Raw genomic sequence first — 12,444 nt, forward strand, 5'->3', positions numbered from 1 at the left:
GTTATTTGAGATTGTTAGGGAGTTCTAAAATTTGTATGCTTTTAACTCTGATTGCGTTGTTAACTAAAGCACGAGTATATTCAGGATAAGGTTCTCCCGCTGCAGGGGCTCCCATTTTACATTCACCGTCGGAGCCCCCCCCTCCATTAATCCACAAATAAGCATCGGCGTGTGCCCCAGTGGTTTTAGTAGTGCTACGCGGACCTAAAGCTGCATTGAAGTTGTTGCAAGAGTTATAAGGAGCATTAGCATTTTGGTGTTTAGGTCTATTGATACCACTGCGCCCTGTGTCAATCACGTAATGCACATCTTTAAAACCTTTAGAAGCTAAGTAAGTTACAAACTTCTCAGCTCCAGCTTGTTCTTCAGCAGTGCCTCCTACTCCTGAAACATTTAGTGCGAAACCACGCATATATTTTAAGCCTCCATCTATAATAGCATTGGCAACAGTTTCAGGATGTTGGGTAACCAAAACAGAATTCCCGGCGTGAATATAACTCATTACTTTAGGGTTGTTCTTATTTAATTTTTCGGCAGCGTACCTTAGCAATTCAGCACGTTCATTGTATTTAGCCGAACCTCTTGGATGACCACAGTAGTTAATGGCATCAGGCTCAATAATAACCACCGCACGGCGTTGTCCAATAATGGCACTTACGCGGTCTATCCACTCTTTGTAAGAAGCAGCATTAGGGTGCCCTCCTTTTGAAAACGACCCACAATCGCGATTGGGAATACCGTAAAGCACCACAATAGGCGTTTTGCGGGCACGTTCAGCTCCTTCAACGAAGTTTTTAAGCCAACGGTCATTTTTCTCTTTACCACCACTACCAGGACTAACACCGCCGTCATACCAACCTCCGCAGGGCGTACCATACACTTGGTAATACAGCTTTTTCAGTTCTATATTAGGCTCCTTTTTCACTGCATTTAAGCGAGAAGGTTCCAAATAGAAATCCCAATCATAAGGTATTTGTGTAGTAGAAGTCTGTGTAGAGGGGGTGTTGTCTTCCCCTGATTTTTCACAAGCGATTGTTAGTAATAACAAAGTTACTAAGGATACTAATTTATTCATAATTTTCTTTTTAAATGTTTTAAGGCTACAAAGGTAGTGCTTTATTTTTAATTTTGCAAATTTACTAATCTGTAAATTTGTTATTTTCAAATAAATACTATACCTTTGCCAAAGTTTTTCACTTTTTATCTAATGAAAAAAACATATATTACTTTTTTAGCGTTTTTATGCTGTTTTGTTTTAGACAATAATAGGTTACAAGCACAAGAGTTAATGCCTATTCTCAGTCAGGCTCGTCTGCACAAAGATAACTCTAAAGCAGGCTTTGATGGACCTTATATTTTTTATACTGATAAAGGGATTGTTGTAAAGCAAATTACTGAGAAGAAAGGTGTAGCATTACCGTCTATTCAAACATTTACTAAGGATATCAAAGGTAAAAAATTCACAGCACAACTCAGTGATAAAGAATCTTTTAGTTTTAGAATTAAAAAAGAATTAAAGAATGAAACAGCAGTGTATAATATGCCTCAAAAACTCATTGCTATTTCGGACATCGAAGGTGAATTTGAGGCTTTTAAGCAGTTTTTGATAGCTAATGGGGTGATGAATGCTAAATACCAATGGAAATATGGTAAGGGGCATTTAGTGACGGTAGGTGATTTTTTTGATCGCGGACTTTGGGTTACACAAACACTTTGGCTTATCTATCATTTAGAACAACAAGCTGAAAAAGCAGGGGGTAAAGTACATTTTATACTTGGCAACCACGACTTGATGAATATGAATAACGACTTCCGCTATGTGCGCAAAAAATACTTCCAGAATGCTTCTTTATTACAAGATGAATATTTACATTTCTACAAACCTAATACAGAATTAGGACGCTGGTTGGCTACCAAAAATATCGTTGAAAAAATAGGTGATTATGTGTTTGTACACGCTGGTATCTCTATAGAAATTTCCAATTTAGGACTCACTGTACAAGAACTAAATGATAAAGCCCGTGACTACTATTTTGATAATCTAAAAGCACGAAAATGTAAAGATAGCTTGTATAGTATTCTCTATCAGTTTGGTATAAGTCCTACGTGGTACAGAGGTTGGGGCAAACAAACTATTGATACAACCGAGTCCAAAACTATTTTAGAACGTTGGCAAGTAGGTAAGTTTGTTATAGGGCATACTCTTCACAGTGAGGTAACCTACCTGATGAACAAACGAGTTATCGATCTTGATGTAGCACACGCTAAAGGGGTAATACAAGGATTGTTGATAGAGAATGGCAAAGAATATAAAGTAAATAGCAAGGGAGAAAAATCAGTTATTATTGAGAATGCTGAAATCCCTGAAAATGATGATTAACAACTAAACATTAATAACTAATGAAAGGAATTATATTAGCAGGAGGTTCAGGTACACGTCTTTACCCCATTACAAAGGGAGTTTCTAAACAATTGCTTCCTATTTATGATAAACCAATGATTTACTATCCACTGTCGGTGTTGATGCTCTCAGGCATCCGTGAGATATTGGTAATTTCTACCCCTCAAGATTTACCAGGTTTTGAGCGCCTGTTAGGTGATGGCTCTGATTTTGGTATTCGCCTTAGTTATGCCGAACAACCCAGTCCCGATGGCTTAGCTCAAGCGTTTATCATAGGAGAAGAGTTTATAGGAGATGATGATGTGTGTTTGGTATTAGGCGACAATATTTTCTACGGACAAAGTTTTTCAAAAATGCTTTTTCAAGCAGTAGAAAATGTAACGAAAGAACGCAAAGCTACTGTTTTTGGTTATTACGTAAAAGACCCTGAACGCTATGGGGTAGCCGAGTTTGACAATGCAGGTAATGTACTTAGCATTGAGGAAAAACCAGCACAACCCAAATCTAACTATGCAGTAGTGGGGCTTTATTTCTATCCTAATAAGGTGGTGAAAGTAGCTAAAAACATCAAACCTTCAGCACGAGGTGAATTAGAGATTACTACTGTGAATCAAGTGTTCCTAAATGACGGTGGACTAAAAGTACAACTTTTAGGACGTGGTTTTGCGTGGCTTGATACGGGTACTCACGATTCACTTAGCGAAGCATCTAACTTTGTGGAGACCTTAGAAAAACGTCAAGGACTCAAAATTTCTTGTTTGGAAGAAATAGCCTATCGCAAGGGGTGGATTACCGCTGAAAAACTGCAAGAACTCGCTAAGCCAATGCTCAAAAACCAATATGGGCAATACCTTTTGCAGTTAACAAAGAACAATTGATAATTAACAAAATGAAATCTTTTGTAACACTTATCTTAACCCTCTTTACTACTTTCTTTTTGCAGGCGAGTGATAGTTATAACTGGCATACTACGCAGGAGTATCAAGTGAAGAATGAGGAGGGGAGGTTGTTTTTAGTGAAAATAGCAAGAGATCCTAATGGTATTAGTATTGCTGAATATAAAAAAGTGCTATTGCCTAATAGCATTGGAAAAAATGCTTATTTTGTATCAGTAACTGAAGGTAGAGATACCAATCATTTGCTTATTGCTGATGATACTTGGTATTACTTTGTGAACAGTCATATTTTTTATAACAGCAGGGAAAAAATCACCCCTGAAAAAGTTTTTACAGTAGCAAGTGTTACTAAGTTTTTGGGTAGCCAGAATTTTCTTATCGATGGAGTTTGGTACAGAGTCAGTTATAACCCTTATGATAGGGAGCAACCTATCAAAAAAGAACTTATCAATAGTCCCATTGAGCAACTTTCCTCTCCGCAAAAAGAAAAGTCAAGCCTATTACAAAAAGATTGGTACTATGATGGAAAAAACTATTATAAGGAAGATGAGTTTTATAGTAATAAATGGCATCGTCTCAAGAACAAAAACTATATAACATTGATAACTCATAAGAAATATACCAATAAAGGTAGAGAGTCTTATCAACATCAATTACAGCCCTTTGTTCTGGTGGATGATGAAATACGATATTATGAAATAGATAATAGGCGAAATGTGTTCAAAGCGAGACTTGTAAGACGTGTACCCCTTACTTCTGAAATAAAAGATTTGCAATTGTGTTTTGCCTCAAAGGATAAATTGCTGATAGAAGATAAAGTTATAGAAAATATTTGCGATTTCGATACTATGACCTTTGTGGGCTCTGTAGTAGATGTTATAAATCCCAGTGGCGATTGGGCAGAGGTAGAATACAACTACTATTTCAAAGATAAAAATGGGGTTTATCTCTATCACACCAATGAAAAGACAATGAAAAAACTTTCATACGATCCTCAAACTTTTGATGAAACCAAAATGATTGAGTTTTATACAAATGCTGGTGCGAGTTTGTAGCTCGTAACCTTCTAACCTCTAATAAAAATGGCAAAACTAAAAACAGCATATTTCTGTCAAAATTGCGGTGCGCAATATAGCAAATGGCAAGGACAGTGTTACACTTGCAAGCAGTGGAATACCATTGTGGAAGAAGTCGTACATAAAGACACGGCTCCTGCTTGGCAAGAAAAAGAATCTCCTATCAAAAATAAGGCACCTAAGTATATCCCTATTTCTCAAATCGATACTCAGCAAGAGCCACGCCTCAACAGCAACAATCACGAACTGAACAACGTGCTCGGTGGGGGCATAGTGCCAGGGTCGGTAACGCTTTTAGGAGGGGAACCAGGGATAGGCAAGAGTACACTATTATTGCAAATAGCTCTTAACTTGCCCTATCGTACGCTCTACGTATCGGGAGAGGAAAGTGAAAAACAGATAAAAATGCGCGCCGACCGTATTCCGCATAAGCTCGATAATTGCTTTATTCTCACTGAAACTAAGACGCAAAATATCTTTCAGCAGATAAAAGAACTCTTGCCCGAAATCGTGATTATCGACTCTATCCAAACCCTACAATCCGATTATATAGAGGCATCAGCAGGGAGTATTTCTCAAATTAGAGAATGTACTTCCGAATTGATTAAGTTTGCTAAAACTACTCATACTCCTGTAATACTCATTGGGCATATCACTAAAGATGGACAAATAGCAGGACCTAAAATATTGGAGCATATGGTGGATACCGTTCTGCAGTTTGAAGGCGACCGCAATCACGTGTACCGTATCCTGCGCTCACTTAAAAACCGCTTTGGTTCTACTTCCGAACTGGGTATTTACGAGATGCTTAGCAACGGATTGCGCGAGGTGAACAACCCTTCGGAGATTCTCATTTCCAAAACTGATGAGACCATTAGCGGTACTTCTATAGCTGCCACCTTAGAAGGTATGCGTCCGCTGATGATTGAAATACAAGCCCTCGTGAGTACAGCGGTATATGGTACACCACAACGCAGTACTACGGGCTTCAATGCCAAACGTCTCAATATGCTTTTGGCTGTACTTGAAAAACGTGCAGGATTTCGCTTAGGAGCTAAGGACGTTTTCCTAAATATCACTGGAGGTATTACCATCGACGACCCTGCAACCGATTTAGGAGTGGCGATGGCTATCCTATCTTCTAACGAAGATATAGCGATTGAAAAGGACGTCTGTTTTGCCGGCGAAGTAGGATTAGGCGGTGAGATACGCCCTGTACAACGTGTAGAGCAACGCATTACTGAAGCTGAAAAATTAGGATTTAATACCATTTTTGTTTCTAAATACAACAAAATAGCTCTCAAAAATACGAAGATAAAAGTTATAACGGTCGCTAAAATAGAAGATGCGATACAAGAATTATTTGGATAAGAAGAACGCCTTATGTTGAGAAAACTCTTTAAAGATACCATTATTTACGGCATTGCTACTGTACTTCCTCGTGTGTTAACCCTATTGCTCACAAGGCTGTACGTGAATAAACTCGATACTGCCGATTTTGGTATCTATTCAGGGTTGTTTGTCTACCTTATCTTGGGGAATGTACTGCTGTCTTATGGTATGGAAACCGCTTTCTTCCGCTTTATGAATAAAGGCGAACAGAAGAAAAAAGTACAGTCTACCGCCCTTACTTCACTTACTATTAGTTCCTTAGTTTTTTTATTACTAGCTTATCTACTTAGGTATTCTATAGCCTCTTGGCTGAATTACGATGTGCAATATATTGTCTTTGCTATTTATATATTGGTGCTCGATGCCTTAGTGGTCATTCCTTTTGCTTGGCTCAGAAATAAAGGTAAAGCCAAACTCTACGCAATGGTAAAGATAGGGAATACAGCCTTAAATTTAGCGCTTAATATCTACTATCTAAATTATTTGTCTGTTGAAAATCTCGCAACAAATGGTGGTGTATACTACATTTTTTTAGCCAATGTGATTGCTAGTTTAGCGACATTTATTGTGCTGCTACCCATCTACCTCAAAATACGTTTCAAATTCTACTATCCTCTTTGGAAAGAGATGATGATCTACGCTTTTCCCGTACTTTTGGCGGGCATCGCTTTTGCTGTGAACGAAGGTTTTGACCGTGTGTTTTTGCGAATGCTCCTTCCTGCTGATACAGCCGATGGAACGATAGGTATCTACTCGGCTTGCTACAAAATGGGAGTGTTTATGAACCTCTTTGTCACTGCCTATAAACTTGGTATAGAACCCTTTTTCTTCAGTAGTGCCCAAGATAAGAATGCGCCTAAAACTTATGCACGTATCACCGAATACTTCATTGTGTGCGGAGGCTTTATTTTGCTCTTTATTACCGTATTCACTGATGTTTTTAAACTTATTTTAATACCTAATAAAGCCTACTGGGATGCGCTCTGGATTGTGCCTATTATCTTGTTAGCTAACCTTTGTTTGGGTATTTACCACAGTCTTTCGGTATGGTACAAAGTAACTGACCGCACGAGCTTTGGTGCGATTGTATCCTTGATAGGAATGGCAATTACAGTAGTGTTCAACTTTGCTCTTATTCCTTGGCTTAGCTATAAAGGAGCCGCTTTGGCTACCCTCATCACCTATGCTGCAATGATGAGTATCTCGTATTACTACGGACAAAAATACTACCCGATACCCTACAAAAAAAGGAAGATAAAAATCTTCCTTGGTATGAGTGTACTCTTCTCTTTTATAAATTTCTATGCCTTTGGCAATAGTATTTATATAGGTATTTTGTTTCTGCTTATCTATGGCTATTTAGCGAGCTTTGCAATCAAGCTAAAAGCGTTGCGGTCAAAAGCATAGTGTGATAGGCAGTTAAAGTTGGTCAAACAGCAACATCATTTCCTCTTCTTTTTGTCGCATTAGCGCACTGTCTTTGGGGGTTTTATCTTTATACCCACAGAGGTGCAACAACCCGTGTGCCAATACTCGCAACAGTTCTCTTTGGAAAGGCACTTTAAAGATTTCGGCATTTTCCTTTACGCGTTCTACCGAAATATAAATATCCGAGTGGAGTACTTTTCCCTCAGTATAATCAAAGGTGATGATATCGGTAAGGGTGTCGTGTTGCAAGTACTCTACATTTATTTTGTGCAAATACTCATCATCACAAAAAATATAGTTGATATTGCCTGCCTCTTTACCTTCGGATTTAGCAACACTTTTCACCCAGCGTTTTACCGAATTCTTATTATAAGGGAAGACAAAAGGAGTTTCGTTAAAAAAAGAAGTCATAATCTAACTATTTTTTTCTTTAGGCTTATAGGTGCTGATACCTAATAGCGCATAAATAGGAGAAAAATTGATGAGAATGGTTACCAATAGCAAAATAGAAACGCCTGATAACACCGATGCAATGGTTATAGAAAACTCGTTGAAATACCCCAAAATTGCCGTAATCACGATAATAAGTAAGCGGATATTCTTGTCTAAAGTGCTTATATTTCTTTTCATATCACTTTTGTTTAAATTTTGAGGACAAAGGTACAAATAATTTGTAAATTAGCAAATTTGGTAATGAGTAAATTCGCTCATTTGAATTTAAAAAACTACCCTCGCTCTCCCTCCCGAAAGGAAAGGGGCAATTCACAAAAGTGACTTTTTTAATGAGAAAACATCTAATATTTTCTACTATTCTAGAGTTTATTTAAAAATATAAGTCTACTACTATTTTAAAAGCGAATGCCGTTGTATTTAATTATGTAATACAGGATCTAAATTTTTCTGTCGATTACGTAATTTACCATTAAGGTAAGAGCTTCTTTATAAGGGGAAGCAGGGAAACCGTTGAGAATATTGAGTGCTTTTTGTTGAAACTCTTTCATTTTGGCAGTAGCATATTCTAATCCGTTGTGAGTTTTCACAAAGGCAATCACTTCTTTTACACGCTTTTTATCTTTGTTGTATTTCTTTACCGAATTGATGAGCCATTGCTTTTCTTTTTCTGTACAAGTATTGAGTACATAAATAAGAGGGAGGGTCATTTTTTGCTCTTTGATGTCTATACCAGTAGGTTTTCCGATTGCATCTTCGGTATAATCGAAGAGGTCATCTTTTATTTGAAAAGCCATTCCTATATACTCGCCAAAGAGGCGCATTTTTTCTATGAGTTCAGGCTGTTCAGGCTGTACTGAGCAAGCTCCCATTGCACAACAAGCCGCAATAAGGGTCGCTGTTTTTTGACGGATAATTTCGTAGTAAACATCCTCTACGATGTCTAACCGACGTGCTTTTTCTATTTGTAAAAGCTCACCTTCACTCATTTCGCGCACAGCAACTGAGATAATGCGCAATAGGTCGAAATCACCATTGTCTATAGAAAGGAGTAACCCCTTAGACAGCAGATAATCACCTACTAATACGGCTATTTTGTTTTTCCAAAGTGCATTGATAGAAAAGAAACCACGGCGTTTGTTACTATCGTCCACCACATCGTCGTGCACCAAAGTAGCAGTGTGAATGAGTTCTATAACTGAAGCACCCCTATAGGTACGTTCACTTACTTTACTATCATCAGAAAGCATTTTGGCTACTAAGAAAACAAACATAGGTCGCATTTGCTTGCCTTTGCGATTTACTATATAATAGGTGATGCGATTTAGCAAGGCTACTTTAGACGACATTGAATTGCGGAACTTCTGTTCAAAAAGTTCCATCTCTTCGCGTATAGGTTCTTTTATTTGAGCAGTTATTTTCATTTTGTTTTATATAAATAAGGCTTCCTTTTGCAAAAGGAAGCCTTTAAAACTCTATTCTGTTGGAGAAGTATTTTCAGTTTTTAAAGGAGTTTCCTCTTCATTACTATTGTGAGGGTCTTTAAACTTGCGTTTTCCAAAAATATTCTCAAGGTCATCTCGGAAGATAACTTCACGATCTAAGAGCAAGTTAGCCAAAGTAGTGAGTTTATCTTTATTCTCGGTGAGGATATCGATAGCACGTTGGTATTGCTCTTCTATAATTTTAGAAATTTCTTCATCGATGAGGTGAGCTGTTTTCTCACTATACGGTTTGGTAAAACTATAATCGGACTGGGCAGAATCGTAGTAGGTAAGATTACCGATTTTCTCGTTGAGCCCATAAATAGTTACCATTGCGCGGGCTTGTTTGGTTACTTTTTCGAGGTCACTGAGAGCACCTGTAGATATTTTATTGAATACTACTTTTTCTGCAGCTCTACCGCCAAGGGCAGCACACATCTCATCAAGTATTTGTTCAGTGCGTACAATTTGTCGCTCTTCCGGTAGATACCAAGCTGCACCAAGCGACTGTCCGCGAGGCACAATAGTTACTTTTACCAATGGAGCAGCGTGTTCTAACAACCAGCTTACGGTAGCGTGACCTGCTTCGTGGAAAGCAATAGCCTCACGTTCTTCAGGGGTAAGGATTTTAGTTTTCTTTTCCAAACCACCTACAATTCTATCTACTGCATCAAGAAACTCTTGTTTGCTCACAGCTGTTTTACCTTTACGTGCTGCAATAAGGGCTGCTTCGTTACAAACGTTGGCAATATCAGCACCTGAGAAACCAGGAGTTTGTTTTGCTAAGAAATCGATATCTAAGGTTTCAGCAGTTTTTATAGGGCGCAAATGTACTTGGAAAATCTGTTTGCGTTCGTTCAAGTTTGGAAGTTCCACATAAATTTGACGGTCGAAACGCCCAGCACGCATTAGGGCTTTATCCAAAATATCGGCGCGGTTAGTAGCAGCAAGCACAATTACATTGGTGTGAGAGCCAAAGCCATCCATTTCAGTAAGCAATTGGTTGAGAGTATTCTCACGCTCGTCGTTAGCACCAGTCATTGCATTTTTACCACGAGCACGACCTATAGCATCAATCTCGTCGATAAAGATAATAGATGGAGATTTTTCTTTAGCTTGTTTGAAGAGATCGCGCACACGAGAAGCTCCCACCCCTACGAACATCTCTACAAAATCAGAACCAGACAGAGAGAAGAAAGGCACTTGAGCCTCACCAGCTACCGCTTTGGCAAGGAGTGTTTTACCTGTACCTGGAGGACCTACAAGCAGAGCTCCGCGAGGTATTTTACCTCCTAATGAGGTATATTTATCGGGGTTTTTGAGGAAGTCTACAATCTCTTGTACCTCTTCTTTAGCACCTTCTAAGCCAGCTACATCTTGGAAAGTTACGCGGGTTTCTTTCTTTTCGTCAAACACCCGCGCTTTAGACTTGCCTATACTGAAAATACCACCAGGTCCACCAGCACCTGCCATACGACGCATTACAAATATCCACAAACCAATAATAACGACGAAAGGCAAGAGAGTGAATAGCAAATCGCCGATTACGTTTTGTTGGGTTTTGTTTTCACGAGTGGTACTGAGATTGTTATCTTTAACAATTTGGTCGAAGCGATTTTCGAAATTGCTCAAGTCGCCTAATTCAAAGCGATATTGAGGTACTTCGCCCGCATTAGCTCCCTGCATAAGAGAATTGCCTGTAGGTTTCACCTCTTTGTGTTCTTCTTTTTTAAGAGCATCCTCGGTGAGGTATACATTAGCCTCTTTGCGGTTTAAGATGATGATTTTAGCTACATCGCCATTGCTGAGGTATTCCTCAAATTTAGATTGAGGAATTTCTTTAGGTTGAGACCAAAAGCTCGCTCCTGAATAATAATTGAAGCCTATGAGAATGAGCAGTAATACGCCGTATAGCCAGTAGGCTGAAAAGCGATTTCCGTTACTTTTGTTATCCGACATATATTTAATAGTTAGTTTCTAAATTGATAAATTTGGCATCACCCCAAAGACCTTCGAGGTCGTAATGCTCACGTACTTTTGTTTGGAAGATATGAACGACTACATCCACATAGTCGATGAGAATCCATTCGGCGTTGGCCTCGCCTTCAACGTGCCAAGGGTGTTGATGTCCTTCGGCTTGGCTAACAATTTTTTGGATAGCTCCTGAAATAGCCGATACTTGGGTGTTAGAAGAACCATTACACAAGATAAAATAATCGCATACGGTATTTTCAACCTCGCGTAAATCCATAATGGTGATATCAGTGCCTTTTACTTTTTCTATACCAGCAATAATATTGCTAATAAGCTGGTTTGATGATATTTCTTTATTCAATGTTTTTATTGTTTTTACAGTTTAAATTTACAAGTGCTTCTTGAAAGCGCGCAAAGATAATACTTTCCTTTCACAAAAGCAAAAGATTTTAATAGATAGGAAGTAAAAGATAGGAGATAAGAAGTGAAAAAAGCTGTTTAGTGTTATACTAAACAGCTGATTTTGTGATTTTTGATTTTTATATTTCTTTATTAAGAAGCTTTGAAACTTTTGAAGAGAGCTTCCATTTTTTCTTTTTCTTCTTCGGCTAAAGCGGCATCAACCAAAATGCGTCCGCTATGTTCATCAGTGATAATTTTTTTACGAGAGGCGATTTCCACTTGTACTTGTGGAGGAATAGTGAAAAAAGATCCTCCAGAAGCACCACGCTGGATAGGCACCACAGCCAATTTATTCATTACACTACTGCGGATGCGTTGGTAGGCTTTTAGCAAACGTTCCTCTATTTTAGCAGCATATTCTTCAGCTTTTTCTTTAAGGAAGGCTTCTTCTTTTTCAGTTTCGGCTAATACCGAGTTGAGTTCTGCTTTTTTGTGTTTGAGGTGGGCATCGCGTTGGGCTTTGCGTTCGTCTACTTGCTTGATGGCTTCTTTCTTTTGGTCAACTTGAGCTTTACCTTCTTTGATGCGTTTTTCAGCCAACTGTACTTCCAATTCTTGAAATTCAATTTCTTTAGATAAAGAAGTGTACTCGCGGTTGTTGCGAACATTTTTTTGCTGGGTAGTGTACTTTTTGATGAGGGCTTTAGCCTCTTCAATTGTTGCTTTTTTCTCAGCGATACCCGCTTGTAAAGCATCTAATTCTTCTTTAAATTTAGCGTGACGTTTTTTGAGTCCTTCTACCTCATCTTCAAGGTCAGATACCTCTAAAGGTAGTTCGCCACGAGTGTATTGCAACTCGTCAATTTTTGAGTCAATTAGCTGTAAATCGTACAGAGCTCTTAGTTTTTCTTCTACAGTAATATCCACTTTTTGTGCCATAT

At 38.5% G+C, this 12,444-nt stretch carries 12 protein-coding genes; 5 read left to right on the plus strand and 7 right to left on the minus strand.

The annotated features are described in order from the left end of the window. Nucleotide 1: 1 nt before the first annotated feature. Nucleotides 2-1,075, minus strand: a complete 1,074-nt coding sequence (locus HMPREF9073_RS12765) for a glycoside hydrolase family 6 protein (RefSeq protein WP_034555950.1) — start codon at nucleotides 1,073-1,075, stop codon at nucleotides 2-4. A 132-nt stretch (nucleotides 1,076-1,207) separates the two neighbouring features. Here HMPREF9073_RS12765 and HMPREF9073_RS12770 point away from each other — a divergent pair, with 132 nt between their 5' ends. Genes HMPREF9073_RS12770 through HMPREF9073_RS12790 form a run of 5 tightly spaced genes read left to right on the plus strand, consistent with a single transcriptional unit; the run spans nucleotide 1,208 to nucleotide 7,172 of the window. After that, nucleotides 1,208-2,380: a metallophosphoesterase gene (locus HMPREF9073_RS12770; protein ID WP_009414198.1), complete on the plus strand. Its 1,173-nt coding sequence runs from the start codon at nucleotides 1,208-1,210 to the stop codon at nucleotides 2,378-2,380. Between the two features lie 20 nt (nucleotides 2,381-2,400). Continuing rightward, nucleotides 2,401-3,279 (plus strand): glucose-1-phosphate thymidylyltransferase RfbA, encoded by an 879-nt coding sequence (gene rfbA / locus HMPREF9073_RS12775; RefSeq protein ID WP_009414199.1) that lies wholly within the window; start codon nucleotides 2,401-2,403, stop codon nucleotides 3,277-3,279. 11 nt (nucleotides 3,280-3,290) lie between these two features. Continuing rightward, nucleotides 3,291-4,352 carry a hypothetical protein gene (locus tag HMPREF9073_RS12780; RefSeq protein WP_009414200.1) on the plus strand — a complete coding sequence of 354 codons (1,062 nt, stop codon included), beginning with the start codon at nucleotides 3,291-3,293 and terminating at the stop codon, nucleotides 4,350-4,352. A gap of 27 nt (nucleotides 4,353-4,379) precedes the next feature. After that, entirely contained in the window at nucleotides 4,380-5,744 is a 1,365-nt protein-coding gene (radA, locus tag HMPREF9073_RS12785; protein WP_009414201.1) for a DNA repair protein RadA, read from the plus strand. A gap of 12 nt (nucleotides 5,745-5,756) precedes the next feature. Next, nucleotides 5,757-7,172, plus strand: coding sequence for an oligosaccharide flippase family protein (locus HMPREF9073_RS12790; protein WP_009414202.1), 1,416 nt, complete (start codon nucleotides 5,757-5,759; stop codon nucleotides 7,170-7,172). Between the two features lie 12 nt (nucleotides 7,173-7,184). On the opposite strand, the gene ybeY is transcribed toward HMPREF9073_RS12790, so the two are convergent. From ybeY to HMPREF9073_RS12820, 6 genes are all read right to left on the minus strand, one after another. After that, nucleotides 7,185-7,604 carry an rRNA maturation RNase YbeY gene (ybeY, locus tag HMPREF9073_RS12795; RefSeq protein WP_009414203.1) on the minus strand — a complete coding sequence of 140 codons (420 nt, stop codon included), beginning with the start codon at nucleotides 7,602-7,604 and terminating at the stop codon, nucleotides 7,185-7,187. A 3-nt stretch (nucleotides 7,605-7,607) separates the two neighbouring features. Next, nucleotides 7,608-7,823, minus strand: coding sequence for a DUF2892 domain-containing protein (locus HMPREF9073_RS12800; RefSeq protein ID WP_002678703.1), 216 nt, complete (start codon nucleotides 7,821-7,823; stop codon nucleotides 7,608-7,610). A 260-nt stretch (nucleotides 7,824-8,083) separates the two neighbouring features. After that, entirely contained in the window at nucleotides 8,084-9,067 is a 984-nt protein-coding gene (locus HMPREF9073_RS12805; RefSeq protein ID WP_009414204.1) for a polyprenyl synthetase family protein, read from the minus strand. 51 nt (nucleotides 9,068-9,118) lie between these two features. Next, on the minus strand, nucleotides 9,119-11,086 hold the full coding sequence (gene ftsH, locus HMPREF9073_RS12810) for an ATP-dependent zinc metalloprotease FtsH (RefSeq protein ID WP_009414205.1): 1,968 nt from the start codon (nucleotides 11,084-11,086) through the stop codon (nucleotides 9,119-9,121). 4 nt (nucleotides 11,087-11,090) lie between these two features. Then, the gene (gene rsfS, locus HMPREF9073_RS12815; RefSeq protein ID WP_009414206.1) at nucleotides 11,091-11,462 is read right to left on the minus strand and encodes a ribosome silencing factor; all 372 of its coding nucleotides are present in this window, start codon (nucleotides 11,460-11,462) and stop codon (nucleotides 11,091-11,093) included. Nucleotides 11,463-11,653: 191 nt separating this feature from the next. After that, nucleotides 11,654-12,442, minus strand: a complete 789-nt coding sequence (locus HMPREF9073_RS12820) for a zinc ribbon domain-containing protein (RefSeq protein WP_009414207.1) — start codon at nucleotides 12,440-12,442, stop codon at nucleotides 11,654-11,656. Nucleotides 12,443-12,444 lie beyond the last annotated feature (2 nt).

It is taken from the genome of Capnocytophaga sp. oral taxon 326 str. F0382, assembly GCF_000318295.1.
In the GTDB taxonomy this organism is placed as follows: Bacteria; Bacteroidota; Bacteroidia; order Flavobacteriales; family Flavobacteriaceae; genus Capnocytophaga; species Capnocytophaga periodontitidis.

Excerpts from the sequence above, each read along its gene's own strand:
- HMPREF9073_RS12780 (WP_009414200.1), top strand. The coding sequence starts at position 3,291 with ATGAAATCTTTTGTAACACTTATCTTAACCCTCTTTACTACTTTCTTT.
- HMPREF9073_RS12820 (WP_009414207.1), bottom strand. The coding sequence starts at position 12,442 with ATGGCACAAAAAGTGGATATTACTGTAGAAGAAAAACTAAGAGCTCTG.
- radA (WP_009414201.1), top strand. The coding sequence starts at position 4,380 with ATGGCAAAACTAAAAACAGCATATTTCTGTCAAAATTGCGGTGCGCAA.
- HMPREF9073_RS12790 (WP_009414202.1), top strand. The coding sequence starts at position 5,757 with ATGTTGAGAAAACTCTTTAAAGATACCATTATTTACGGCATTGCTACT.
- HMPREF9073_RS12765 (WP_034555950.1), bottom strand. The coding sequence starts at position 1,075 with ATGAATAAATTAGTATCCTTAGTAACTTTGTTATTACTAACAATCGCT.
- HMPREF9073_RS12805 (WP_009414204.1), bottom strand. The coding sequence starts at position 9,067 with ATGAAAATAACTGCTCAAATAAAAGAACCTATACGCGAAGAGATGGAA.
- HMPREF9073_RS12800 (WP_002678703.1), bottom strand. The coding sequence starts at position 7,823 with ATGAAAAGAAATATAAGCACTTTAGACAAGAATATCCGCTTACTTATT.
- HMPREF9073_RS12770 (WP_009414198.1), top strand. The coding sequence starts at position 1,208 with ATGAAAAAAACATATATTACTTTTTTAGCGTTTTTATGCTGTTTTGTT.
- rfbA (WP_009414199.1), top strand. The coding sequence starts at position 2,401 with ATGAAAGGAATTATATTAGCAGGAGGTTCAGGTACACGTCTTTACCCC.
- ybeY (WP_009414203.1), bottom strand. The coding sequence starts at position 7,604 with ATGACTTCTTTTTTTAACGAAACTCCTTTTGTCTTCCCTTATAATAAG.
- ftsH (WP_009414205.1), bottom strand. The coding sequence starts at position 11,086 with ATGTCGGATAACAAAAGTAACGGAAATCGCTTTTCAGCCTACTGGCTA.